Origin of the sequence: Mesorhizobium sp. M0751, assembly GCF_040320265.1 — a bacterium.
Taxonomy (GTDB): domain Bacteria; phylum Pseudomonadota; class Alphaproteobacteria; order Rhizobiales; family Rhizobiaceae; genus Mesorhizobium.
Genome location: NZ_JAMYPH010000006.1, coordinates 80015 through 102673 on the forward strand (window position 1 = coordinate 80015; position 22659 = coordinate 102673).

Here is a 22659-nt window from a genome sequence, read left to right on the forward strand (position 1 = left end):
CAGATGCCGGATGCGGATCAAAAGGCGCGAAAGGTGACGACCGTGAACGTGTCCTTGATGCCGGGAAGAATCTGCACTTTCTCGTTGACGAAGTGCCCGATGTCTTCCTCGTCGTCGACGTAGAATTTGGCGAGCAGGTCGTAGTTTCCAGCTGTCGAGTAGATTTCCGAAGCAATCTCGGCATCGGCCAAAGCGCTGGCAACCTCATAGGCCTTGCCCAGATCGCACTTTATCTGCACGAAAAATGCCCTCATTGCCTGGTCCTGCCTAGCCTCAGCTCGAATGAGCGGCCCTTCTCGCAGACTGAGAGCGGGCTTTCAAGCGTTGGAATTCGGCTCGGTCTCGCCAGACAGGCGAATGTTTGCGATCGCTGAAACCGCGAGGCGTCTCGAGGCGTATGGTATGATGCGTCTTCGGATAGCGATTTTTGAGGGACAACGGAGGCAGACCATGCGCCGCGCGTTATTCGCATTCGCAATCGTTCCACTGCTCCTGGCCTCTTCGGCATTTGCCGGCGACGCTGAGGTCAAGGCGGCGCAGACAGTCATAGACAGCCAGTTGAAAGCCTTCCTCGCCGATGACGGCGCCACCGCCTGCAGTTTCGCGGCGCCGAACGTGAAACGGATATTCCCGACCGTCGACACCTTCATGAACATGGTCACCAACGGCTACGCGCCGGTGCGCAAGCCGCAGAGCTATTCCTTCGGCAAGGTCGAGCAGACCGGGCCGGTCTCGATCATCCAGCAGGTGCTGATCGTCGGACCCGACGGCAAGGACTACGTGGCGGTCTACACGCTGGAGCAGCAGCCGGACGGCAGCTTCAAGATCACCGGCTGCAGCTTGCGGGCGGCGAACTCCGTCAGCACCTGAGGCGCGTGCGTCAATACCGCGCCCTGCCGCCCGACATGTCGAACACCGCGCCGGTATTGAAGCTCGAGGCATCGCAACAGAGCCAGAGGACCAGCGCCGCGACCTCCTCCGCCGCCCCAAGCCGCTTGAGCGGACTGGCCCCAATCATCTCGCTGACGACCTCGTTGCCGAGACGCCGGATAAGATCGGTATCGATCGGTCCGGGCGCGACGCAGTTGACGCGAATGTCGGTGTCGCAGACCTCACGCGACAAGGCTTTGGTGAAGGCAATGATGCCTGCGCTCGCCGCCGAATAGGCCGCTAGGTTCGGCAATCCTTCCTTGCCGGCGAGCGATCCCATGTTGACGATGCGGCCGCGGCCGGTCTTGCGCATGACCGGCAATACCTGGTGCGTGACCTCGAACGTCCCGACGAGATTGACCCCGATGATGCGTTGCCATTCGGCCGGATCGAAGGCCTCGAAGCCAAGGTAAGGACCAAGATAGCCCGCATTGTTGACGAGAATATCGATTTGGCCCGTACTGGCGACGACTTCGCCGAGGGCATTGCTTATGTCCTGCGCCTTGGTCACGTCGACGGTCTGGCTGCGGGTTTCATCATTCGGCGCAGGATCGGCGTCCCATATCCAGACGTCGGCTCCCGACCTTACCAACTGCGTGGCCACGGCCCTGCCGATGCCCCTTGAGCCACCGGTAACGATCGCCGTCTTGCCGGCAAAGTCGTATGTAACGGTCATGGCTGATCCCCGCAGCGGAACTCTGCTCCCGGGCAGGCAGTCCGTCAATCGCAGGGACGCGCTAGACGGCCGGAATATCGCCCCGCGCCCAGCCCTCTGATATCTCCGCCGCGCGCGCCTCGAAGGTCTGCGCCACGATCGCGGCACGGATGTCCTGCATCAGCTGCTGGTAATAGGACAGATTGTTCCAAGTCAGCAGCATGGCGCCAAGCGACTCCTGCGAGCGCACCAGATGGTGCAAATAGGCCCGCGAATAGTCGCGTGCGGCCGGGCAGTCGCTTTCCTCATCGAGCGGGCGCGGATCGTCGGCATGGCGAGCGTTGCGCAGATTGACCTTGCCGCGCCGTGTATAGGCAAGGCCATGCCGCCCTGCCCGCGTCGGCATCACGCAGTCGAACATGTCGATACCGCGCGCCACCGACTTCAAGATATCGTCCGGCGTGCCGACACCCATCAGGTAGCGCGGCCGGTCAGCCGGCAGCTCCGGGCAAGTGATGTCGAGCATCTCCAGCATCACCGCTTGCGGCTCGCCGACGGCCAGCCCGCCGATCGCATAGCCCTTCAGCTCCATTGCCTTCAGCGCCTGCGCCGAGCGCAACCGCAGATCCGGCACGTCGCCGCCTTGCACAATGCCGAACATCGCCTTGCCGGGCTGCTCGCCGAATGCCGTCTTGCAACGCTCGGCCCAGCGCAGCGACAACTCCATGGCACGCTCGATCTCGTTCTGCTTGGCCGGCAGCGCCGTGCATTCGTCGAGCTGCATCTGGATGTCGGAATCGAGCAACCCCTGGATTTCGATGGAACGCTCCGGCGACATCTCGTAGGCGCCGCCGTCGATATGCGAGCGAAAGGTCACGCCGATCTCGGTCAGTTTCCGCAGCTTCGACAGCGACATCACCTGGAAGCCGCCGCTGTCGGTCAAGATCGGATACGGCCAGCGGGCGAATTCATGCAGGCCGCCGAGCCGCGCCACGCGCTCTGCGCCGGGTCTCAGCATCAGGTGGTAGGTATTGCCGAGGATGATGTCCGAGCCGACGCCGCGCACCTGATCCATATACATGGCCTTCACCGTGCCGCCCGTGCCGACCGGCATGAAGGCGGGCGTGCGGATTTCCCCGCGCGGCATGGTGATTGCGCCACGCCGCGCCCTGCCGTCGGTCGCCAGCACGTTAAAGGTGAATGCGGCAGTCATTGAATTCCCTGGCCATCGAACTCCTTGTCGAATACCGGCGCATCTGGAGCCTGCTTGTCGAGTGATTGCCGGTAGCGGATGCAGCCGCGCATGAATTTTGGCCACGGCGGCACGGCAATCGCCGGCTCCGTCTTTTCGGGCAAAAGCGACCACAGGTCGGGATGATGCCAGCACAGATCATGGCCGGTGGCGTCGCGGTGTTGGCGGATGCCGGCGCGCAGTTTCCTGACCTCGGCGATCAAGGCTTCGCGGTCGAAGGTTTCCAGGTCATCGTCCATCATTATCCTCCCTGAACAGAAGACTTGCGTCTCCATAGGAATAGAACCTGTAGCGGTTCTCGATCGCATGCGCATAGGCGGCGCGCATCGTCTGCAAACCGCAGAAGGCCGAAACAAGCATGAACAGCGTCGAACGCGGCAGATGGAAATTGGTCATCAGCATATCGGCGGTCTTGAAGCGGTAGCCGGGCGTGATGAAGATGTCGGTCGGGCCCGACCACGCGGCCAGCCTGCCGTCATCGCCAGCCGCGCTCTCTAACAAGCGCAGCGATGTCGTGCCGACAGCGATAATGCGCCCTCCTCTTGCTTTCGCAGCATTCAGCGCTTCGGCGGTTTCCGGGCTGACCGAGCCGGTTTCGGCGTGCATCTTGTGGTTGGCGGTGTCATCCGCCTTCACCGGCAAAAACGTGCCGGCGCCGACATGCAGCGTGACGAAACGGCGCTCGATGCCCTTGGCGTCGAGCGTCGCAAACAGCTCCGGCGTGAAATGCAGCCCTGCCGTCGGCGCGGCCACGGCGCCCTCCTCCCTGGCATAAATGGTCTGGTAATCACGGCGGTCGCGTTCGTCGTCGTCACGCTTGGAGGCGATATAGGGCGGCAGCGGGATATGCCCGACGGCGTGCAGCGCTTCGTCGAGGAACGGACCTGACAGGTCGAAGCCGAGCAGCACCTCGCCACCTTCCCCCTTCTCGATCACGGTCGCGTCGAGCTGGCCGAGAAAGCAGGAATTGGCGTCATGACCGAAATGGATGCGATCGCCGGCGGCGACGCGCTTGCCCGGGCGCATGAAGGCGAGCCAGCGGTCGGGCGCCGTCCGCATATGCAGCGTGGCTTCGACCTGCGCCGCCGCCTCGCCGCGCCGCCTGATGCCCTTCAGCTGCGCCGGAATAACTTTGGTGTCGTTGAAGACCAGCACATCACCGGCCTTGAGCAGGGACGGCAGGTCGCGCACCGTCCGGTCCTCGAGCCCCTCACCCGGCCTGACCACCAGCATCCTGGCGCTGTCGCGCGGCTCGGCTGGGCGAAGCGCGATGCGCTCGTCCGGCAGATCGAAGTCGAAAAGATCGACGCGCAAGAAATCCCCGCCTCAAGGTTCCGGGCAGGTCACCGCCCAAGCGCCGACACCGTCTATGCTCAGCGCACCGCCCATCGCGAAACTGGACTGCTCACTGGCCTTGACCAGCCGCAATCTGGCGATGATCGAGCTGAGGCCCTCATCAGTGAGATCGATCAGCATACGGTCGTCGTCTTCGAATGCCTGTCCGACGATGACTTTCGTTGAACCCGGCTGGCCGTCCGTGGTCCATGTCTTGCCGCCGGCATCCAGCCACACACGCGCCACCGCAATGACGGCCGTGTGGCCCATCAAAACGTCGATCGATGCGACGCCGCCGTCGGCGCTGCAGACGATCGATTCCGTCGCCAGCGCCGGGGTGGCCGCCGCGACGAGCACAAATGCGATGGCCGCGACAGCCCGGCTGGTCATTTCACGTCGGCCGCGACCTTGAGCGACACGATCTTGTCGGGATCCTGCACCGGTTCGCCGCGCTTGATCTTGTCGACATTGTCCATGCCTTCGATGACCTGGCCCCATACCGTGTACTGGCGGTTGAGGAAGGCGGCATCGTCGAAGCAGATGAAGAACTGCGAATTGGCCGAGTTCGGGTTCTGCGAGCGCGCCATCGAGCAGGTACCGCGGCCGTGGTTGGCGTTGGAGAACTCGGCCTTCAGATCGGGCTTGTCGGAACCGCCAGTGCCGGCGCGCGACGGCGCGAAAGACGGCTTGTTGGAATTGCCAAACTTGACGTCGCCGGTCTGCGCCATGAAGCCGTCGATGACGCGGTGGAAGACCACGCCGTCATAGGCGCCTTCGCGCGCCAGCTCCTTGATACGGCCCACATGGCCGGGCGCCAGATCTGGAAACAATTCGATGACGACCTTGCCTTTGGTCGTATCCATGATAAGCGCGTTCTCGCGGTCCTTGATTTCGGCCATGTCAGAAATATCCTTTTGAAACTTGGGGTTACTTGCCGTCGGCGGCGATGCGCACCTTGATCATGCGATCGGGGTCGGTCACCGTCCCGTTCTGCGCCGCTTCGCCTTTCTTGATGTGGTCCACCAGCTCCATGCCGCTGACGACATTGCCGACGATGGTGTACTGGCCGTCGAGCGGCGGTGCCGGCGCGAACATGATGAAGAATTGCGAATTGGCCGAATTCGGATCGTCGGAGCGAGCCATGCCGACCACGCCGCGCTGGTAGTGCTCGGTGCTGGAGAATTCGGCCGGCAGGTCGGGAAGATCGGAGCCGCCGGTGCCGACGGCGTCGGCATTGAAGCCGCTCTTCATGTTGCCGAACTTGACGTCGCCGGTCTGCGCCATGAAGCCGTCGATGACGCGGTGAAAGGCGACGTTGTCGTAGGCGCCCTGGCGCACCAGCTTTTTGATCTGCGCGACGTGCTTCGGCGCAAGGTCGGGCCTCAGCGCGATGGTCACGTCGCCGTCCTTCAGCGTTACGATCATAGTGTTTTCCGGATCGGCGGCAAACGCCGACACGGATGCGGTCACAAGACCGGCAAGCACGGCAAGCAAGAAGGCAAGCTTTTTCAGCTGCATGGGATCTTTCTCCGACTATCTTCGTTCATGCATGTCGTTACCCAAAGCCGGGTTCCACTTTTGGGCGACATGCATTTATTTCGCGAATTTGGCGGTGAGCGCGCCGGCCACGGCCGCCGGCACGAAGGGGCGGATGTCGCCTCCCATCGAAGCTATTTGGCGCACAAGTGTGGCGGTAATGGTGCGCACCGAGGGGCTGGCGGGCAGGAAAACCGTTTGCAGCTGCGGCGCCATGGTCTCGTTCATGCCGGCCATCTGCATCTCATAGTCGAGATCGGTGCCGTCGCGCAGGCCGCGGATTATGATCGAGGCGCCATGCTTCCTGGCTGCGTCGATGACCAGCCCGTCGAAGGCGACTACTTTGATGCGCGCACCGTCGCTGCCGAATTCCGCCTTCGCAGCCGTTTCGATCAGATCGACCCGTTCCTCGAAGGAAAACAGCGGCTTCTTGCCGGGATGGATGCCGATCGCCGCATAGATTGTATCCGCCACGGCCAGCGACGCCTTCAGCACGTCGAGATGGCCGTTGGTCAGCGGGTCGAAAGAGCCGGCATAAAGGGCGATGCGTTCGGTCATGGCAGGTGCTTCTAGCGAGCCTCTCCCCTAAAGGCAAATCCGATCGGCAGGCCCGCCCCATGAACCTTTTGGCCGACGTGAACGACAGATGAATGTGCCGCTTGCAACGGCTTCACGCAGTGTTCACTAAGTTGCAGCTGCATAAGATGAAACCAAACACCCATCTAATCGTTGTTAGGCGCAGGAGAACACGCACATGCTGATCTACATGCTCGCCACCGCAATGACCGTCGCCATGCTGATCGCTACCGTATTCGGGTTGCATCAGGAAGCACAGCGCGTCCGCGCCAAGGCCAATACCAAGCGGCTCGAAGGCTTCGGCAACCGCAAGCCTTATCACCACTTCTAGATTGCGGGGGTTTCTTCACAACGCCGGCCCATGGGGCTGGCGCCGTCGTGGCAAACTCACTCGACGGTAGTATCAGGCCCCCCACCTTCGGCATCGACACTCTCTTCGATCTCTTCATCCGCTTGCGGTTCTGAAATTCGCTCCACCGAAACGACCTTCTCGCCCTCTGCGGTATTGAAGATGGTAACGCCCTTGGTGGCGCGGCTGGCGAAACGAATGCCGTTCACTGGAACGCGGATAACGGTACCGCCATCTGAAACCAGCATGATCTGATCGTCATTGCCGACCGGGAAGGTTGCCACCAGGCGGCCGATTTCGGCCGTTTTCGACACGTCGGTGGCGCGGATACCCTTGCCGCCACGGCCGGTCAGGCGGAAATCGTAGGACGACGAACGCTTGCCATAGCCATATTCCGTCACCGTCAGCACGAACTGCTCATGCGCCTTGAGGAATTCATAGCGCTCGTCGGAAAGCTCCGCCTCTTCGCCGACCTCTTCATTGGTGAGCTGGATTTCTTCCTCCTCGCCGGCCGCGATGTCGGCAGCGAACCGGCGTTCGGCCACCACCCGCTTGAGGTAAGCGGCACGCTCCGCCGGCGGCGCATCGACATGCTCGATCACCGCCATCGAGATCACCCGGTCGCCATCGGCCATCGCAATGCCGCGCACGCCGACCGAATTGCGGCTCTGGAAGACGCGTACGTCGCTGACCGGAAAGCGGATGCACTGGCCGGAACTTGCCGTCAAAAGCACGTCGTCGTTGTCGGTGCAGGTCTCGACGCCGAGGATCTCGTCGCCTTCCTCGTCCAGCTTCATGGCAATCTTGCCGTTGCGGTTGACCTGGACGAAGTCCGAAAGCTTGTTGCGGCGCACGGTGCCGCGCGTGGTGGCAAACATCACGTCGAGCTCGCCCCAGCTCGTCTCATCCTCCGGCAGCGGCATGATGGTGGTGATGCGCTCGCCCTGTTCGAGCGGCAGCATATTGATCAGCGCCTTGCCGCGCGATTGCGGGTTGCCGATCGGCAGGCGCCAGACCTTTTCCTTGTAGACGATGCCGCGCGAGGAGAAGAACAGCACCGGCGTGTGCGTGTTGGCGACGAACAGCCGGGTGACGAAATCCTCTTCCTTGGTCGACATGCCGGAGCGGCCCTTGCCGCCGCGGCGCTGCGCCCGGTAGAGCGACAGCGGCACGCGCTTGATGTAGCCGGAATGGCTGACGGTGACGACCATGTCCTCGCGCTGGATGAGGTCCTCGTCTTCCATGTCGGCCCCGCCCTCGGCGAGCTCGGTGCGGCGCTGTGTGCCGAACTCGTCGCGCACGGCGATGAGTTCGTCCTTTACGATCTGCTGGATGCGGGCGCGGGACGAGAGGATGTCCAGGTAATCCTTGATCTCGTCGCCGATCGTATTCAGCTCGTCGGCGATCTCGTCGCGGCCGAGCGCGGTCAGGCGCTGCAGGCGCAGTTCGAGGATGGCGCGGGCCTGCTCCTCGGAGAGATTGTAGGTTCCGTCCTCGTTGATGCGATGGCGCGGATCGTCGATCAACAGAATCAGCGATTCCACGTCGCCCGAAGGCCAGCGACGCTCCATCAACTGCTCGCGCGCCGTCTGCGGGTCCGGCGCCGTGCGGATCAGCTTGATGACTTCATCGATGTTGGCAACGGCGATGGCAAGGCCGACCAGCACATGGGCACGGTCGCGCGCCTTGCGCAGCAGGAATTTCGTGCGCCGGCTGATCACCTCTTCACGGAAGGCGACGAACGCCTTCAGCATGTCGGTCAGCGTCAGCAATTCCGGCTTGCCGCCGTTCAGCGCCACCATGTTGGCGCCGAACGACGTCTGCAGCGGCGTGAAGCGGTAAAGCTGGTTGAGGATGACATCGGCGACCGCGTCGCGCTTCAGTTCGATGACGACGCGGTAGCCCTGGCGGTCGCTCTCGTCGCGAATGTCGGAAATGCCTTCGATGCGCTTGTCGCGCACCAGTTCGGCCATCTTCTCGATCATCGACGCCTTGTTCACCTGATAGGGAACCTCGGTGATGACGATCGATTCACGGTCGTTGCCGCGCGCCTCGACGTTGACGCGGCCGCGCATGACGATGGAGCCGCGGCCGGTCGAATAGGCGCTGTAGATGCCGGAACGGCCAAGCACGATGCCGCCGGTCGGGAAATCTGGCCCCGGAATGATCTCCATCAGTGCCGGAAGGTCGATCGCCGGATTGTCGATGAGGGCAATGGCGCCGTTGCAGACCTCGCCCAGATTGTGCGGCGGGATGTTGGTGGCCATGCCGACGGCGATACCGCCGGAGCCGTTGACCAACAGGTTCGGAAAGCGCGCCGGCAGGACTTTCGGTTCGCTGCCCGACGCATCGTAAGTGTCTTGGAAATCGACGGTGTCCTTGTCGATGTCTTCCAGCAACTCGTGCGCGACCTTGGTCAGCCGCGATTCCGTGTAGCGCATCGCCGCCGGCGGATCGCCGTCGATCGAGCCGAAATTGCCCTGCCCGTCGATCAGCGGCACGCGCAGCGACCAATCCTGTGCCATGCGCACCAAAGCGTCGTAGATCGAGGCGTCGCCGTGCGGATGGTATTTACCCATCACGTCGGCGACCGGGCGTGCCGATTTCACATATTTGCGGTTCCAGTGATAGCCGCTCTCATAGGCGGCGTAGAGGATGCGGCGATGCACCGGTTTGAGGCCGTCGCGCACGTCCGGCAGCGCACGGCTGACGATCACGCTCATGGCGTAATCGAGATAGGAGCGCTGCATCTCCTCAATGATGGATATCGGCTCGATGCCGGTGGGGCCGCCGTCGGCGCCGCGCGGTGTCTTTTGGTCGGTCAAATCGGATCACAATCTAATCAGGAATCACTTGGTGCTTATATAGGAAGCCGGCCCGAAACTCCAACAATCGCGGCAGTTTTCCAGTGTGGTTTTTAGCGGCAAATTCAAAAGGATAAACCAATTGCGACGATATGGCCGTGGCACCCTTTCACGGGCATCGCCGGCGGGCGCGATAAGTACCTGGCGCCTCGCCCATCAGCCGCCGGAAACGACGATTGAAGGTTGATAGATCGTTGAATCCCGCTGCAAAGGCGATCGCCGAAATCGTCTGATCCGAGGTCCGCAGCCGCACGGCTGCCCTGTGCAGCCGCGCTCTCAGCAGGAACTGGTAGGGCGTCATGCCGGCGATGTGCCGGAAGGTGCGCAGGAAATGGTAGGGGCTGGTAGCGGTCTCGTCGGCGAGTTCGGCAAGCGAGATCGGCCGGTCGGCATCGAGCTCGATGCGCCGCACCGCTTCGGCAACACGCTTCTGGTCACGGCGGCTCGGCGCGCTTTGTCCTTCCGTGGCGCCGTAAGCCGCTGTCACCGCTGCACCAGCAATGCGCAGGGCGAGTTCCTCGAACGCGCCGGTGTCGGCCATCTCGCGCGCCGCCTCCGCGTCGGCGAGCAGCGGCACCAGCGCCGGCAAGGGCGGCAGGCGTGGCCTGCCGAAATCGAGCGTCTTCGCGCCCGGCACGTCGGCGACGATCCGCTCCATATAGGCCGGTCCGAAATGGAAGGAGAGGCAGCGGTCGCCAGCGCCATGCTCATGCCCGCATTCATAGCATGTGCCGGGATTGCCGAGCAGGAGCGCGCCCGGCGCCAGCATCGCCGTGCCCTGGCGCGCACGATAGCGGAAGGTGCCGCTGGTTACGGCGGCAATGCAGAAATCCCGATGCTCCTCCTCGAATGGCCTGTCGGCGGCGCTGGCGGTGCAGATAACATCCGACACCTGCCAGCCTCGGCCCGACGCCAGCCTGTGCGCGCTCGTCGCCATCGCCGAAATATAGCAATTTTTCCCAAGCGCAGAACCCCTGTCGGCCTCTATGCTTGCCGGTCTCCTGACAAGATGAGAGCGAAGCCATGTCCAATTCCTTTGCCAAGGCCCTGCACAGCGATGGACCCGTACCGGCCCTTGCCGAGAAACTGAACCTTTACGGCCGCTTCGTCGGCGCCTGGACGTTCGACGCCACGCGCCATCTCGAGGACGGCCAGGTGCTGACCGGGCGCGGCGAGGTGCATTTCGGCTGGGTGCTCGAAGGCCGCGCGATCCAGGACGTATGGATCCTGCCCGCCCGTGACGCCGGCGCCTCGCCGTCGCTCGGCAAATGGACCTTTTATGGCACGACTTTGCGCGTCTACGACCCCGACGTCGACGCCTGGCACATCTTCTGGAGCGATCCGCGCAGCCAGTACTACAGCCGCCAGCTCGGCCGTGCCGAGGGCGACACCATTATCCAGCAAGGCGCAGACGGCACCGGATCTGCTGTGCGCTGGAGCTTTTCGCGCATCACCGAAAATTCGTTCCGCTGGCTGGGCGAACGCTCACCGGACGACGGCGCCACCTGGCGTCTCGAAGTCGAGTTCCTGGCGCGGCGCGCCGCGAGCCCGTGATCCGCACGGTTTCCACTGGCTCCGCTTTGCTCTACCAATCCCGATATCCGGCATTGCCGGCGGGGAGGGTCAGCATGCCGAGCTTCGACAGCCTGTTCAACGCCTTCGTCACCATACTTGTGACGATCGATCCGCCCGGCCTGGCGCCGCTCTTCCTCGCCGTGACCCGCGGCATGAACCGCGAGGAACGCAACCAGGTCTCCGTGCGCGCCTCGGTCATCGCCTTCCTGGTGGTGGCGTTGTTCGCAATCGCCGGCGCGTCGATCCTGTCAGTCTTCGGCATCACCCTGCCGGCCTTCCGCGTCGCCGGCGGCTTTCTGCTGTTTTTCATCGCCTTCGAAATGGTGTTCGAGCGCCGGCAGGACCGCAAGGAGAAGATCGGCGACGTCGCCATCACCAGGGACATGATCCACAACATCGCCGCCTTTCCGCTGGCGATCCCGCTTATTGCCGGTCCCGGCGCGATTTCGGCGACCGTCCTGCTCTCAAGCTCGTTTCAGGGTTTGGGCGCGCAGACAGCCCTTGTCGGCATCATCGCCATCTGCCTCGTCATCACCTACCTCGTGTTCGTGCTGTCAGAGCGCATCGACCGTATCCTCGGCCAAACCGGCCGTTCGATCCTGACGCGGCTGCTCGGCGTCATCCTGGCGGCGCTCGCCGTACAGTTCGTCGCCGACGGCATCAAGGCGCTGATGGCGACTTAGGAGCTGCCCTACTTCGCCGTCGTTTCAATGACTTCGAAGTCGTGGGTAATCTCGGCAGTCTTGGCCATCATTGCCGAGGCCGAGCAGTATTTCTCGATCGAAAGCCCGATTGCCCGCTTCACCTTGTCGTGTGACAGCGCCCGGCCCTTAACGACAAAATGCATGTGGATGCGGGTGAACACCTTGGGATCGGCTTCTGCACGGTCGGCATCGAGTTCGACCACACAATCTTCAACTGCCTCGCGCCCCTTTTCCAGGATATGGACCACGTCATAGGCCGAGCAGCCGCCGGTGCCGATCAGCACCAGTTCCATTGGGCTCGGCCCCGGTGTCTTGCCCTCCGGCCCAAACGCAGTGCCTAGCACCAGCTTGTGCCCACTGGCGGACTCGCCAATGAAAGTGCGCTCCTCGACCCATTTGACCCTTGCTTTCAACTGATACGTCCTTTCACCGCTCAAACGCACAACGTCCCGAAAATCCAAGACAGATTTTCGGGACGCCATTTCGTGGCCAAGATGCCGGCGCTTTTCGCCGCAAGGGCAGTCCGCCCCGAGAAATCAGAACGGAATTTCGTCGTCCAGCTCGCGCGACGAACCACCGCCGCCACCCTTGTTGGCGCCACCGCGATTGAAACTTTCGCCCGGGCCGGACTGGCCGAAATCGGAACCGCGGCTCGCACCACCACCAGCATAGTTGCCGACCTGGCCGCCGCCCTCGCCCCGCGCATCGAGCATCTGCAGCTCGCCGCGGAATTTCTGCAACACGATTTCGGTCGTATAGCGGTCATTGCCGGTCTGGTCTTGCCATTTGCGCGTCTGCAGTTGGCCCTCGACATAGACCTTCATGCCCTTCTTCAGATACTGCTCGGCCACCTTGGCGATCTGGTCGTTGAAGATCACGACATTGTGCCACTCGGTCTTTTCCTTGCGCTCTCCGGATGTCTTGTCGCGCCAGCTTTCCGACGTCGCGATGCGGATGTTGACGACCGGGTCACCCGAATTCAGGCGGCGGATTTCAGGGTCCGCCCCGAGGTTGCCCACCAGAATGACCTTGTTGACGCTACCCGCCATGACACTTCTCCGCGCTCATCCGAAACCAAATTTTTGTCGCTGCACCTTACAGGCTATGGATAATCCCTGCCTGCTGTGGCTGCCTTTTCCCACAAGGTTTTTGTTCTCTATTCGTTCTAAGTTAAAGGCCCTGCACTGTCAATAGATGTCAGTAACAAGTAGTGTCCTGGCGTCGAATTTCCACGAACCCTGAGATCGAGGCGAACTCAATGAAGATGGTCGAGCATGACGATCAGCCGCAAGAAGAATGGCGGACGACCCGCATGCATGTCTCGGCCTGCAACGGCGCAACTCAACTTTGCATATTTGAACAATGGGTCGAACCCACGGTTGGCGCCCCGACACATTGGCACCCGGTCGAGGAAGTGCTTACCGTCATCGCCGGCAGGGCCGAGATGTGGATCGATGACGAGCATCTCGTCTTGACTGCCGGACAGTCGCTTGTTGTTGCCGCGCTCAGGCAACATGGCTTCCGGAACGTCGGCTCCGAACTGCTTCATATCCATGCCGTGCTCGCGTCACCCGTTTTCGAGGCGACGTTTAGCGGATCTCCAGACATGGTGAGACGCTGGCTTCCGACGCCTTTGTAAAATCTCGCCGTCGTAAAAACACCGCCTGTCTTAAAAAGCGGCTTGCCAAACCGATAAGTATCGACTTATGCTTTCGGAATGATCGAAGCAGAGATTTTTCGGGCACTGGCCGATCCAACGCGTCGCGCCGTCTATGAGCGGCTCGCCGACGGCGAGATGACGGTGTCGGAACTGCGCACTGGCATGCCGGTATCGCAGCCGGCGGTATCGCAGCATCTCGCCGTGCTGCGCGGCGCCGGCCTCGTCGTCGAGCGGCGGGCCGGCCGCAACGCCTATTACCGCGTCGATCCGAAGGGGCTTGCGCCGCTGCTCGGCTGGATCGAACGCTACCGTGCGTTCTGGCCAGAGCGCATCGAAAGGCTCAAGACGGTGTTGAAGGACATGGACCAATGACCAGCCGAGGCAAAGAACGCGCGGAAATGGCCGTAGACAAGATCGAGTTCGAGTGCGAACTGCCCGAGCCGCCGGAAAAAGTGTGGAGGGCGCTGACGGTGCCGGACCTGCTCGCGGCCTGGATGATGCCGAACGACATCAAGCCCGAAATCGGCAACCGCTTTGCCTTTAAAGCGCCGAATGCGCCGATCGAGTGCGAAATCCTCGACGCGGATCCCGGACGGCTGCTGCGCTACTCCTGGCGGGAGCGGCCGGCGCCCTGCGATACGCAGGTGCCGCCCGGCAGCCCCCTGGACAGCCCAATGAACGACAGCCCAGTGGACAGCATCGTCACCTTTACGCTCGACCGCACCGTTTCCGGCGGCACGCATCTGCGCATCGTCCATGATGGTTTTGCTCGGGCAGCAGTGCCGGAGATCGCGATAGCATGCGCCGGTTGCCGGCTTTCGTTTGAAGCGCGCACTCCCAAGCACAAGCAGATCGCCGCAAACACCCCGCGCCTCCTTCTGCGCGCGGCCTGAACCCGATCAGCCTACGGAGAAAAATAATGAGCGGCCTTGCCAATTTGGTGCCGATGGTGATCGAGCAGTCGAGCCGCGGCGAACGTGCCTTCGACATATTTTCGCGGCTGCTACGCGAGCGCATCGTCTTCATCAACGGGCCGATCGATGACGGCACCTCGGCGCTGGTCTGCGCCCAGCTTCTGTCGCTGGAATCCGACAACCCCGACAAGGAGGTCTCGCTCTACATCAACTCGCCGGGCGGCGTGGTGACCAGCGGTTTCGCCATCTATGATACGATGCAGTATATCAGCTGCCCGGTCTCCACCGTTTGTATGGGTTTCGCCGCCTCGATGGCCTCGTTCCTCCTGATGGCCGGCACACCAGGGCGGCGCATCGCGCTACCCAACACCAGCATCGTGCTGCATCAGCCTCTCGGCGGCTTCCAGGGCCAAGCCTCCGATATCCAGCGCCATGCCGAGGGCATCCTTCGCACCAAGCGGCGCATGACCGATCTTTACGCCCACCATTGCGGCCGCACCTACGAAGAAGTGGAACGCACGCTCGACCGCGACTTTTTCATGACTGCGCAGGAGGCCAAGGATTGGGGCCTCGTCGACCATGTTTTCGACACTCGCAAGCAGGCCGCATGAAGCACCTTCGAACCGAACTGAGCGACATGAGGGCTGGCAACTTTCAGCGCCGCCGGTCTGGCTTCGGCGCTATCGCCGCACTATAGTCAGGTGATGACCGCCAGCCGTTCATCCAGCCTATGCCTTGCCATTGCCGCCATTGTGGGCACGAACATGTTGGTCGGCGCGGCACTTGCCCAAGATAATTCGACGTCCTCGCAAAAGGGCGCCCTGCCCGGTGTGACCAGCGATTATCGCATCGCGGGGCCAGCCCCGCAGCCCGAGCCCGACGAGGCGCTTCCCAGCAGCGGCAACGGCACGTTCAAGATCGGCGATACCGACGTTCGGATTTCCGGTAGCATAACCATCGATGTCGCTACCGGCGGGATCAGGCCCCCCAGCCGGTAAGCTCGCCTGGTATGCACCACAAATGTGCGCTTCAAACGAACAGCCCCGCCATTGCTTGTGCAACTGACGGGGCTTCTTGGATCTGAAATCCAAATTGCCGGGAGTTTCCTGCCGGCTTTTCATTTCGGATGCTTCGCGGCGTTCAGCCGACGATCCGACTAGCAGTCTCTGATTGTTGTGGGGATCGGCAAGTCAACGTTGGCAGGTAGCGCAAAACGCCTGACCTGGTCACTTATACCTGCCGCGGCTCCAGCGACACGTGGAGCCTCAAGGAACTATCCGGTGGAGTCATGCCTCTGCTCTCCTTCTGTTCGTTGCGACTGTCGTCGAAGCGCTCATCGCATAACCCGCGGCGTCTCGCAGGCTAGCCCCAGGCCGCGAGGCCATCGAAAGACGGCTGGCTTCGTTGACGTCTGGAGTCTGCCCCCACGGCGCAGGGACGTCAACCTTGAATAGCCGGTTACCGAAAAATGTGATCGCGAGACGCTTTGTGAAGCCGGCTGTACGGGCAGCTTTTGTCAGGAGCGTGTTCGGCCTTTGTTCTTTCCGCTTGCCCGTTCGCGCGAAAGGCGGTTAAACGCTTTAGTCGAGAGTTGTGGCGTCTCTCGAAAAGGCGGCGAAATTGCCTACATAGGGGATGGTCGGGAAAACCCGCCCATCCCACGAATTCCAGATTCTGAGGCGGCGACCGGCGATGGCCGACCATAAATATCTCTCCATTCGCGGGGCACGCGAACACAATCTGAAGAATGTCGATCTCGACCTGCCGCGTGACAGCCTGATTGTCATGACCGGCCTGTCGGGGTCGGGCAAGTCGTCGCTTGCCTTCGACACCATATACGCCGAGGGCCAGCGCCGCTACGTCGAGAGCCTTTCGGCCTATGCGCGGCAATTCCTCGAAATGATGCAGAAGCCGGACGTCGACCAGATCGACGGCCTGTCGCCAGCGATCTCCATCGAGCAGAAGACCACCTCGAAGAACCCACGTTCGACGGTCGGCACCGTCACCGAGATCTACGACTATATGCGGCTTTTGTTCGCCCGCGTCGGCGTACCTTATTCACCGGCCACCGGCCTGCCGATCGAGAGCCAGACGGTTTCGCAGATGGTCGACCGGGTGCTCGCAGTCGAGGAAGGCACCCGGCTGTTCATTCTGGCGCCGATGGTGCGCGGCCGCAAAGGCGAGTACCGCAAGGAACTGCTGGAGCTGCAGAAGAAGGGCTTTCAGCGCGTCAAAGTCGATGGCGTCTTCTACGAGATCGCCGACGTGCCGGCCTTGGACAAGAAGTACAAACATGACATCGACGTTGTCGTCGACCGCATCGTCGTGCGCGGCGATCTCGCGACTCGGCTCGCCGATTCCATCGAGACCGCGCTGAAGCTGGCCGACGGACTGGCGGTAGCGGAATTTGCCGACAGGCCGCTTGACGCCAGCCAGACCGGCGAGGATTCGGTCAACAAATCGAAGAACGAGACACATGAACGCATGCTGTTCTCGGAAAAGTTCGCCTGCCCGGTATCCGGGTTCACCATTCCCGAGATCGAGCCCAGGCTGTTCTCCTTCAACAATCCGTTCGGCGCCTGCCCGACCTGCGATGGGCTCGGCAGCCAACGCGCCATCGATGCCAGCCTGGTCGTGCCCGACGAGAATGTCTCGCTGCGCGCCGGCGCCGTCAGCCCGTGGGCGAAGTCGACCTCGCCCTATTATGCGCAAACGCTGGAAGCGCTGGGCGTTGCCTATGGCTTCAAGCTCGGCGACAAGTTCAAGGATTTGAGCGAGGAGGCAAAGCAAGCCGTCCTGCACGGCACCGGCGAGCGCGAAATCACCTTCCACTACGATGACGGCCTGCGCTCCTACAAGACGACAAAAACCTTCGAGGGCGTCATCCCCAACCTCGAGCGCCGCTGGAAGGAAACCGAATCCGCCTGGATGCGCGAGGAGATCGAGCGCTTTATGTCGGCCACGCCCTGCCCGGCCTGCCGCGGCTATCGGCTGAAGCCCGAGGCGCTCGCGGTCAAGATCGCCGGCAAGCACATTGGCGAGGTCACCGAGCTGTCGATCCGCAAGGCCGACCAGTGGTTCACCGACCTGCCTGCGTCGCTCAACGACAAGCAGAACGAGATCGCGGTGCGCGTGCTCAAGGAAATCCGCGAGCGGCTGCGCTTCCTCAACGATGTCGGGCTCGACTATCTGACGCTGTCGCGCAACTCCGGCACGCTGTCAGGTGGCGAGAGCCAGCGCATCCGTCTTGCCTCGCAGATCGGCTCCGGCCTGACCGGCGTACTTTACGTGCTGGACGAGCCGTCGATCGGTCTGCACCAGCGCGACAATGCCCGCCTGCTCGATACGCTGAAGCATCTGCGCGACATCGGCAACACGGTCATCGTCGTCGAGCACGACGAGGACGCGATCCTCCATGCCGACTATGTCGTCGATATCGGCCCGGCCGCCGGCATCCATGGCGGCCACATCATCGCCCAGGGCACGCCGCAGCAGATCATGGCGACCCCCGCTTCCATCACCGGCAAATACCTGTCGGGCGAGCTCGAGGTGGCGACGCCGGCAGTACGGCGCGAGGCCAGGAAGAACCGCCGGCTGAAGGTCGTCGGCGCGCGTGGCAACAACCTGAAGAACGTCACCGCTGAAATTCCGCTCGGCACTTTTACCGCCGTCACCGGCGTGTCCGGCGGCGGCAAGTCGACCTTCCTGATTGAGACCCTGTTCAAGGCGGCGTCGCGCCGCATCATGGGCTCGCGCGAGCATCCGGCCGAGCACGACCGCATCGAAGGGCTGGAATTCCTCGACAAGGTCATCGACATCGACCAGTCGCCGATCGGGCGCACCCCGCGCTCAAATCCCGCCACCTATACCGGCGCCTTCACGCCGATCCGCGACTGGTTCGCCGGCCTGCCGGAGGCCAAGGCGCGCGGCTATCAGCCGGGCCGCTTCTCGTTCAACGTCAAGGGCGGCCGCTGCGAGGCCTGCCAGGGCGACGGCGTCATCAAGATCGAGATGCATTTCCTGCCCGACGTCTATGTCACCTGCGATGTCTGCCACGGCAAGCGCTACAATCGCGAGACACTGGACGTCCTGTTCAAGGGCAAGTCGATTGCCGACGTTCTCGACATGACCGTCGAGGAAGGCGTCGATTTCTTCGCCGCCGTGCCCGGCGTTCGCGACAAGCTGGAGACGCTGAAACGGGTCGGTCTCGGCTACATCCATGTTGGCCAGCAGGCGACGACTTTGTCGGGTGGCGAGGCGCAGCGCATCAAGCTCGCCAAGGAACTGTCGCGCAAGGCGACGGGCAAGACGCTCTACATTCTCGATGAGCCAACCACCGGCCTGCATTTCCACGACGTCGCCAAGCTGCTTGAAGTGCTGCACGAGCTGGTCGACCAGGGCAACACGGTCGTCGTCATCGAGCACAATCTAGAGGTGATCAAGACCGCTGACTGGGTTCTCGATCTTGGCCCCGAAGGTGGTGACGGCGGCGGCGAGCTGGTGGCGTCCGGCACGCCTGAGGACATCGTTCGCGAAAAGCGCAGCTATACCGGGCAGTTCCTGAGGGAATTGCTGGAGCGGCGCCCCGGAGGCAAGCGCGAAGCGGCGGAGTGATGGCAAAGAACGGTCTCATCACGGTCCAAAGCCGCTTCGGCGTGGCCGAAACGATCGATCGCCTGGTCGAGACTGTGGAACGTGCAGGATTGCTGGTCTTCGCCCGCATTGACCACGCCGCCGGTGCGCGCAATGTCGAAACATCACTGCGTCCAACCCAGCTCCTGATTTTCGGCAATCCGAAAGGCGGCACGCCGCTGATGCAGGACCGGCAGCTTGCCGGCATCGATCTGCCGGTCAAGGCACTGGCCTGGGAGGACGAGCAAGGCAAGGTCTGGCTCTCCTACAATGACGCGCACTGGCTCGCTGAGCGCCACTGCTTGGGCGACGCCAGCTGCAATGCCGTCGCCGCGATAGCGGCGGGCATGGACAACGTGATTGCGGCCGCTGCCGGCGCGGGCCAGTTTTGATCATGAGAGCCGCTCGGGCCGATGATCTCCCCACGGTGATCTCGCTCACCACCGACGCCTACGCGCCCTACACTGCCCTGTTCGGTGCGCCGCCGATCCCCGTCACCGAGGATTATGCGCCGCGCATCCACTGCGGCGAGGTCTGGCTTTCGGAGCAGGATGGACAGACGGCCGGCCTGATCGTTCTCGAACGACATGCGGACCATACAATGATCTTCAGCGTCGCCGTTGCGCCCGCCTTTCAGGGCAAGGGTTTCGGGATCGGGCTGCTCGACGGGGCCGAGCGACAGACGCGCCTGTGGAGCTTGCCTGAAATCCGACTCTACACCAATTCCAGAATGGAACGGAACGTTTCGTTGTATAAGGCCTACGGCTTTCGCGAAACGGGTCGCCGGCCCAATCCATATCGGCCAGGATGGACGGTCGTCGACATGGCGAAAGCCATCGAGACGACCGCCATCGCGTGATCCTTTTCTGAAAACCGGGAGGACGACTATGACTCAATCAGGAACAATCCGCGCCGGCATGGGCGGCTGGACCTTCGAGCCGTGGGACACGTCCTTCTACCCGGACAAATTGTCGAAGGCCAAGCAACTGCATTATGCCAGCCGGCAGGTGCCCACTATCGAGGTCAACGGCACCTATTATTCGAGCTTCAAGGAACCGACCTTCGTCAAATGGGCGAACGAGGCGCCGGATGGTTTCGTCTATTCGCTGAAGGGCAACCGCTTCGTCACCAACCGCCGCGTGCTTGGCGAGGCCGGGGAATCGATTATGCGCTTCCTCGGGTCGGGCGTCGCGGCACTTGGCGACAAGCTCGGGCCGATTCTGTGGCAGTTCGCGCCGACCAAGAGATTCGACCCGGACGACTTCGAGGCCTTCCTCAAGCTGTTGCCGGAAAAGCAGGACGGCGTTGCGCTGCGCCACGCGATCGAGGTGCGCAACGACAGCTTCATCGTGCCGGAATTCGCCGCCTTGGCGCGAAAGCACAAGGCCGCCATCGTCTATGCCGACCACGCCAAATATCCAGGGATTGCCGACGCTACTGGCGATTTCATCTATGCGCGGCTGCAGACCGGCAGCGACGATAATCCCGATTGCTACACGCCAAAGGCGCTCGACGAATGGGCGGCCCGCGCCAAGACTTGGGCGGAAGGCAAGGTGCCGGCCGATCTGCCGCGCGCCGATCCTTCAACCGACGCGCCGGTCAAGCCACGCGATGTGTTCGTCTACTTCATCACAGAGGGCAAGGTCCGCGCTCCATTCGGCGCCATCGCGTTGATGAAGCGGGTCGCCGGCTGACGCCTCGCTGTCGGTGGTCCGCCTGGCAGGGTCCGAAACTACCGGCTATGCGGCGCGTTCGTCCGGACGCCGATCAACCCTGACGATCTCATTGAAAGCATCGAGATCGACATAGAAGACCTTGGTGATCTCCGCGATGAGTTCGTCGTGTTCATACCCCTGCGATTTCAGAATGTTGATGGCTGTTAGGATGTCGACGCGCTCCGTGAGCCGTCGTTTCTGGTAGTCCTCGACATAGCGCTCCATCGACTGGCCCTGGCTCCCAAGCACCCGAAATGTTGGACGACAACAGATCGCTGGAAGGGAACGGCTTGCGGGCAAGCGTGCCGACGCGGGCCGCGCCTTCCCCTGATCTGCCAAGTTGAAACTGGTACGGAAAGCGGCCGACTCACCAAGGCCAAGCAAAATCTAGCACGCAATCTGCAGCGCGCCAGAGTTGCAAAGTAATGGAATCAATAAGAATTCAGACAGTCAGGAATTTGCGGACGTCCGCACGGTCGAGATCCTCGGCGGGGCCGGTATGGACGATCTGGCCGCGGTCCATGATGTTGACCTCGTCGGCCAATTCCCGGCAGAAATCGAGATATTGTTCGACCAAAAGCACGGCGATTCCCGCCTGGTCGCGCAGATAGCGGACGGCGCGGCCGATATCCTTGATGATCGACGGCTGGATGCCTTCGGTCGGCTCGTCGAGCACCAGCAGTTTCGGCCGCATTACCAGCGCCCTGCCGATGGCAAGCTGCTGCTGCTGGCCGCCGGAAAGGTCACCGCCACGGCGCGCGAGCATCTGCTTCAGCACCGGAAACAATTCGAAGACGTGACCGGGAATGTTGCGATCGGAGCGCTTCAACGGCGCAAAACCCGATTCGAGGTTTTCCCGCACCGTAAGCAGCGGAAATATCTCCCTGCCCTGCGGCACGAATGCGATGCCCGACCGGGCGCGATCATACGCCGCGCTCCGGTCGAGCGCCTTCCCCTCGAAGGCAACGCTTCCGCTCGTCAGCCGATGATGGCCGACGATCGATCTCATCAAACTGGTCTTGCCGACGCCGTTGCGGCCGAGCACGCAGGTGATCTTGCCGGCGCCAGCCTTCAGCGAGACGCCGCGCAGCGCTTGGGCAGCGCCGTAGTGCAGCGTGGCATTGGAGACTTCAAGCATGGTCAGCGCTTTCTCCAACGCCTGAAGAACGAAAGGTCGAAATGATGGAACGGAACGCGCCAGACCATGCTTATCTCCCCAGATAGACTTCGACGACACGTTCGTCGGCCGAAACGAAGTCGAGGCTGCCCTCGGAAAGCACCGAGCCCTCGTGCAGGCAGGTAACCTTGACGCCGAGCTCGCGCACGAAATGCATGTCGTGCTCGACGACGATGACTGAATGGTCGCGCGCGATGTCCCTGAGCAGCCGCGCGGTTTCCTCGGTCTCGGCATCGGTCATGCCAGCTACCGGTTCGTCGACCAGCAGCAGCTTCGGATCCTGCGCCAGAAGCATGCCGATCTCGAGCCATTGCTTTTGGCCGTGACTCAGATTGGCGGCGAGCTCGTCACGCTTGTCGCCAAGCCGGATGATGCCGAGAATGTCGTCGATGTGCCGCACGTCCGCGGCCGAGCGACGATGGAACAGTGCCGGGAAGATCGAGCGCGGGCCTTTCAGCGCCAGCATCAGATTGTCCTCGATCGTGTGGCTTTCGAAGACGGTCGGCTTCTGGAATTTACGGCCGATGCCCATCATGGCGATTTCGGCCTCGTCGTGTTTGGTCAAGTCGACCTCACCGTTGAAGAAAACCTCGCCAGCATCGGGCCGCGTCTTGCCGGTGACGATGTCCATCATCGTCGTCTTTCCGGCGCCGTTGGGGCCGATGATCGCCCGCATCTCGCCCTTGTCGAGCACCAGCGACAGGTTGTTGATGGCGCGAAATCCGTCGAAGGAAACCGACACGCCGTCGAGATAGAGGATGGTGTTGCTCTTCGACATCAGGCCA

General features: G+C 62.3%; 29 protein-coding genes. 13 read left to right on the plus strand and 16 right to left on the minus strand.

The window, feature by feature from the left end; all coding sequences use genetic code 11:
- Positions 1–17: 17 nt before the first annotated feature.
- Complete coding sequence (locus NKI19_RS12250) at positions 18–254, minus strand: Lrp/AsnC ligand binding domain-containing protein (RefSeq protein WP_352491568.1); 237 nt, start codon at positions 252–254, stop codon at positions 18–20.
- Positions 255–450: 196 nt separating this feature from the next.
- On the opposite strand from NKI19_RS12250, the gene NKI19_RS12255 reads away from it, so the two are divergent.
- Positions 451–870: a DUF4864 domain-containing protein gene (locus NKI19_RS12255; RefSeq protein WP_352491569.1), complete on the plus strand. Its 420-nt coding sequence runs from the start codon at positions 451–453 to the stop codon at positions 868–870.
- A 10-nt stretch (positions 871–880) separates the two neighbouring features.
- On the opposite strand, the gene NKI19_RS12260 is transcribed toward NKI19_RS12255, so the two are convergent.
- The 8 genes from NKI19_RS12260 to coaD all read right to left on the minus strand — a co-directional run bounded on the left by NKI19_RS12260 (position 881) and on the right by coaD (position 6266).
- Positions 881–1606 (minus strand): SDR family NAD(P)-dependent oxidoreductase, encoded by a 726-nt coding sequence (locus NKI19_RS12260; RefSeq protein WP_352565348.1) that lies wholly within the window; start codon positions 1604–1606, stop codon positions 881–883.
- 61 nt (positions 1607–1667) lie between these two features.
- Positions 1668–2798, minus strand: a complete 1131-nt coding sequence (tgt, locus tag NKI19_RS12265) for a tRNA guanosine(34) transglycosylase Tgt (protein WP_352491571.1) — start codon at positions 2796–2798, stop codon at positions 1668–1670.
- Positions 2795–3076 carry a hypothetical protein gene (locus NKI19_RS12270; protein ID WP_352491572.1) on the minus strand — a complete coding sequence of 94 codons (282 nt, stop codon included), beginning with the start codon at positions 3074–3076 and terminating at the stop codon, positions 2795–2797. The genes tgt and NKI19_RS12270 overlap by 4 nt, the downstream gene beginning before the upstream one ends.
- Positions 3066–4151, minus strand: a complete 1086-nt coding sequence (queA, locus tag NKI19_RS12275; protein WP_352491573.1) for a tRNA preQ1(34) S-adenosylmethionine ribosyltransferase-isomerase QueA — start codon at positions 4149–4151, stop codon at positions 3066–3068. Before queA ends, NKI19_RS12270 begins: the two co-directional genes overlap by 11 nt.
- A gap of 12 nt (positions 4152–4163) precedes the next feature.
- On the minus strand, positions 4164–4562 hold the full coding sequence (locus tag NKI19_RS12280) for a hypothetical protein (protein WP_352565346.1): 399 nt from the start codon (positions 4560–4562) through the stop codon (positions 4164–4166).
- Positions 4559–5071 (minus strand): peptidylprolyl isomerase, encoded by a 513-nt coding sequence (locus NKI19_RS12285; RefSeq protein ID WP_254817363.1) that lies wholly within the window; start codon positions 5069–5071, stop codon positions 4559–4561. The genes NKI19_RS12280 and NKI19_RS12285 overlap by 4 nt, the downstream gene beginning before the upstream one ends.
- Before the next feature lie 28 nt (positions 5072–5099).
- Positions 5100–5690: a peptidylprolyl isomerase gene (locus tag NKI19_RS12290; RefSeq protein ID WP_352491575.1), complete on the minus strand. Its 591-nt coding sequence runs from the start codon at positions 5688–5690 to the stop codon at positions 5100–5102.
- A 75-nt stretch (positions 5691–5765) separates the two neighbouring features.
- A complete protein-coding gene (gene coaD / locus NKI19_RS12295; protein ID WP_352491576.1) occupies positions 5766–6266 on the minus strand; it encodes a pantetheine-phosphate adenylyltransferase in 501 nt (166 codons plus the stop codon).
- A gap of 196 nt (positions 6267–6462) precedes the next feature.
- Between coaD and NKI19_RS12300 the strand changes: the two genes are divergently transcribed.
- Entirely contained in the window at positions 6463–6615 is a 153-nt protein-coding gene (locus NKI19_RS12300) for a hypothetical protein (RefSeq protein WP_352491577.1), read from the plus strand.
- Between the two features lie 56 nt (positions 6616–6671).
- Here the strand turns inward: NKI19_RS12300 and gyrA are convergent, their stop codons facing one another.
- Both gyrA and NKI19_RS12310 read right to left on the minus strand, forming a co-directional pair.
- Complete coding sequence (gene gyrA, locus NKI19_RS12305) at positions 6672–9458, minus strand: DNA gyrase subunit A (protein WP_352491578.1); 2787 nt, start codon at positions 9456–9458, stop codon at positions 6672–6674.
- Positions 9459–9606: 148 nt separating this feature from the next.
- On the minus strand, positions 9607–10434 hold the full coding sequence (locus NKI19_RS12310) for a helix-turn-helix transcriptional regulator (protein WP_352491579.1): 828 nt from the start codon (positions 10432–10434) through the stop codon (positions 9607–9609).
- Positions 10435–10520: 86 nt separating this feature from the next.
- Between NKI19_RS12310 and NKI19_RS12315 the strand changes: the two genes are divergently transcribed.
- Positions 10521–11051 carry a hypothetical protein gene (locus NKI19_RS12315; RefSeq protein ID WP_352491580.1) on the plus strand — a complete coding sequence of 177 codons (531 nt, stop codon included), beginning with the start codon at positions 10521–10523 and terminating at the stop codon, positions 11049–11051.
- 74 nt (positions 11052–11125) lie between these two features.
- The gene (locus NKI19_RS12320; RefSeq protein ID WP_352491581.1) at positions 11126–11755 is read left to right on the plus strand and encodes a MarC family protein; all 630 of its coding nucleotides are present in this window, start codon (positions 11126–11128) and stop codon (positions 11753–11755) included.
- Between the two features lie 8 nt (positions 11756–11763).
- On the opposite strand, the gene NKI19_RS12325 is transcribed toward NKI19_RS12320, so the two are convergent.
- Both NKI19_RS12325 and NKI19_RS12330 read right to left on the minus strand, forming a co-directional pair.
- The gene (locus NKI19_RS12325; protein ID WP_352491582.1) at positions 11764–12189 is read right to left on the minus strand and encodes an OsmC family protein; all 426 of its coding nucleotides are present in this window, start codon (positions 12187–12189) and stop codon (positions 11764–11766) included.
- A gap of 123 nt (positions 12190–12312) precedes the next feature.
- Positions 12313–12825 (minus strand): single-stranded DNA-binding protein, encoded by a 513-nt coding sequence (locus NKI19_RS12330; protein WP_352448761.1) that lies wholly within the window; start codon positions 12823–12825, stop codon positions 12313–12315.
- A gap of 263 nt (positions 12826–13088) precedes the next feature.
- Here NKI19_RS12330 and NKI19_RS12335 point away from each other — a divergent pair, with 263 nt between their 5' ends.
- The 9 genes from NKI19_RS12335 (at position 13089) to NKI19_RS12375 (ending at position 20676) form a co-directional block, all read left to right on the plus strand.
- Complete coding sequence (locus NKI19_RS12335) at positions 13089–13415, plus strand: cupin domain-containing protein (RefSeq protein ID WP_352709800.1); 327 nt, start codon at positions 13089–13091, stop codon at positions 13413–13415.
- Between the two features lie 78 nt (positions 13416–13493).
- A complete protein-coding gene (locus NKI19_RS12340) occupies positions 13494–13808 on the plus strand; it encodes an ArsR/SmtB family transcription factor (protein WP_352491584.1) in 315 nt (104 codons plus the stop codon).
- Positions 13805–14329: an SRPBCC family protein gene (locus NKI19_RS12345; protein ID WP_352491585.1), complete on the plus strand. Its 525-nt coding sequence runs from the start codon at positions 13805–13807 to the stop codon at positions 14327–14329. The genes NKI19_RS12340 and NKI19_RS12345 overlap by 4 nt, the downstream gene beginning before the upstream one ends.
- Before the next feature lie 26 nt (positions 14330–14355).
- A complete protein-coding gene (locus NKI19_RS12350) occupies positions 14356–14961 on the plus strand; it encodes an ATP-dependent Clp protease proteolytic subunit (RefSeq protein ID WP_254817374.1) in 606 nt (201 codons plus the stop codon).
- Positions 14962–15054: 93 nt separating this feature from the next.
- Positions 15055–15348 carry a hypothetical protein gene (locus NKI19_RS12355; protein WP_352491586.1) on the plus strand — a complete coding sequence of 98 codons (294 nt, stop codon included), beginning with the start codon at positions 15055–15057 and terminating at the stop codon, positions 15346–15348.
- 694 nt (positions 15349–16042) lie between these two features.
- Positions 16043–18964, plus strand: a complete 2922-nt coding sequence (gene uvrA, locus NKI19_RS12360) for an excinuclease ABC subunit UvrA (RefSeq protein ID WP_352491587.1) — start codon at positions 16043–16045, stop codon at positions 18962–18964.
- Positions 18964–19374: a DUF302 domain-containing protein gene (locus NKI19_RS12365; RefSeq protein WP_352491588.1), complete on the plus strand. Its 411-nt coding sequence runs from the start codon at positions 18964–18966 to the stop codon at positions 19372–19374. Before uvrA ends, NKI19_RS12365 begins: the two co-directional genes overlap by 1 nt.
- Positions 19371–19841: a GNAT family N-acetyltransferase gene (locus tag NKI19_RS12370; RefSeq protein WP_352491589.1), complete on the plus strand. Its 471-nt coding sequence runs from the start codon at positions 19371–19373 to the stop codon at positions 19839–19841. The genes NKI19_RS12365 and NKI19_RS12370 overlap by 4 nt, the downstream gene beginning before the upstream one ends.
- Positions 19842–19869: 28 nt before the next feature.
- Entirely contained in the window at positions 19870–20676 is an 807-nt protein-coding gene (locus NKI19_RS12375; protein ID WP_352491590.1) for a DUF72 domain-containing protein, read from the plus strand.
- Between the two features lie 45 nt (positions 20677–20721).
- Here the strand turns inward: NKI19_RS12375 and NKI19_RS12380 are convergent, their stop codons facing one another.
- From NKI19_RS12380 to urtD, 3 genes are all read right to left on the minus strand, one after another.
- Positions 20722–20922 carry a hypothetical protein gene (locus tag NKI19_RS12380; protein WP_352491591.1) on the minus strand — a complete coding sequence of 67 codons (201 nt, stop codon included), beginning with the start codon at positions 20920–20922 and terminating at the stop codon, positions 20722–20724.
- Between the two features lie 217 nt (positions 20923–21139).
- Entirely contained in the window at positions 21140–21835 is a 696-nt protein-coding gene (urtE, locus tag NKI19_RS12385; protein WP_352491592.1) for an urea ABC transporter ATP-binding subunit UrtE, read from the minus strand.
- A gap of 70 nt (positions 21836–21905) precedes the next feature.
- Positions 21906–22652, minus strand: a complete 747-nt coding sequence (gene urtD / locus NKI19_RS12390) for an urea ABC transporter ATP-binding protein UrtD (RefSeq protein ID WP_352491593.1) — start codon at positions 22650–22652, stop codon at positions 21906–21908.
- Between the last annotated feature and the right edge of the window lie 7 nt (positions 22653–22659).

Bases quoted from the DNA above. Each gene is read 5' to 3' on its own strand.
- NKI19_RS12250 (WP_352491568.1), bottom strand. From the start codon at position 254: ATGAGGGCATTTTTCGTGCAGATAAAGTGCGATCTGGGCAAGGCCTAT.
- NKI19_RS12255 (WP_352491569.1), top strand. From the start codon at position 451: ATGCGCCGCGCGTTATTCGCATTCGCAATCGTTCCACTGCTCCTGGCC.
- NKI19_RS12260 (WP_352565348.1), bottom strand. From the start codon at position 1,606: ATGACCGTTACATACGACTTTGCCGGCAAGACGGCGATCGTTACCGGT.
- tgt (WP_352491571.1), bottom strand. From the start codon at position 2,798: ATGACTGCCGCATTCACCTTTAACGTGCTGGCGACCGACGGCAGGGCG.
- NKI19_RS12270 (WP_352491572.1), bottom strand. From the start codon at position 3,076: ATGGACGATGACCTGGAAACCTTCGACCGCGAAGCCTTGATCGCCGAG.
- NKI19_RS12280 (WP_352565346.1), bottom strand. From the start codon at position 4,562: ATGACCAGCCGGGCTGTCGCGGCCATCGCATTTGTGCTCGTCGCGGCG.
- NKI19_RS12285 (WP_254817363.1), bottom strand. From the start codon at position 5,071: ATGGCCGAAATCAAGGACCGCGAGAACGCGCTTATCATGGATACGACC.
- NKI19_RS12290 (WP_352491575.1), bottom strand. From the start codon at position 5,690: ATGCAGCTGAAAAAGCTTGCCTTCTTGCTTGCCGTGCTTGCCGGTCTT.
- coaD (WP_352491576.1), bottom strand. From the start codon at position 6,266: ATGACCGAACGCATCGCCCTTTATGCCGGCTCTTTCGACCCGCTGACC.
- NKI19_RS12300 (WP_352491577.1), top strand. From the start codon at position 6,463: ATGCTGATCTACATGCTCGCCACCGCAATGACCGTCGCCATGCTGATC.
- NKI19_RS12310 (WP_352491579.1), bottom strand. From the start codon at position 10,434: ATGGCGACGAGCGCGCACAGGCTGGCGTCGGGCCGAGGCTGGCAGGTG.
- NKI19_RS12315 (WP_352491580.1), top strand. From the start codon at position 10,521: ATGTCCAATTCCTTTGCCAAGGCCCTGCACAGCGATGGACCCGTACCG.
- NKI19_RS12320 (WP_352491581.1), top strand. From the start codon at position 11,126: ATGCCGAGCTTCGACAGCCTGTTCAACGCCTTCGTCACCATACTTGTG.
- NKI19_RS12330 (WP_352448761.1), bottom strand. From the start codon at position 12,825: ATGGCGGGTAGCGTCAACAAGGTCATTCTGGTGGGCAACCTCGGGGCG.
- NKI19_RS12335 (WP_352709800.1), top strand. From the start codon at position 13,089: ATGCATGTCTCGGCCTGCAACGGCGCAACTCAACTTTGCATATTTGAA.
- NKI19_RS12340 (WP_352491584.1), top strand. From the start codon at position 13,494: ATGATCGAAGCAGAGATTTTTCGGGCACTGGCCGATCCAACGCGTCGC.
- NKI19_RS12345 (WP_352491585.1), top strand. From the start codon at position 13,805: ATGACCAGCCGAGGCAAAGAACGCGCGGAAATGGCCGTAGACAAGATC.
- NKI19_RS12350 (WP_254817374.1), top strand. From the start codon at position 14,356: ATGAGCGGCCTTGCCAATTTGGTGCCGATGGTGATCGAGCAGTCGAGC.
- NKI19_RS12355 (WP_352491586.1), top strand. From the start codon at position 15,055: ATGACCGCCAGCCGTTCATCCAGCCTATGCCTTGCCATTGCCGCCATT.
- uvrA (WP_352491587.1), top strand. From the start codon at position 16,043: ATGGCCGACCATAAATATCTCTCCATTCGCGGGGCACGCGAACACAAT.
- NKI19_RS12365 (WP_352491588.1), top strand. From the start codon at position 18,964: ATGGCAAAGAACGGTCTCATCACGGTCCAAAGCCGCTTCGGCGTGGCC.
- NKI19_RS12375 (WP_352491590.1), top strand. From the start codon at position 19,870: ATGACTCAATCAGGAACAATCCGCGCCGGCATGGGCGGCTGGACCTTC.
- NKI19_RS12380 (WP_352491591.1), bottom strand. From the start codon at position 20,922: ATGGAGCGCTATGTCGAGGACTACCAGAAACGACGGCTCACGGAGCGC.
- urtE (WP_352491592.1), bottom strand. From the start codon at position 21,835: ATGCTTGAAGTCTCCAATGCCACGCTGCACTACGGCGCTGCCCAAGCG.
- urtD (WP_352491593.1), bottom strand. From the start codon at position 22,652: ATGTCGAAGAGCAACACCATCCTCTATCTCGACGGCGTGTCGGTTTCC.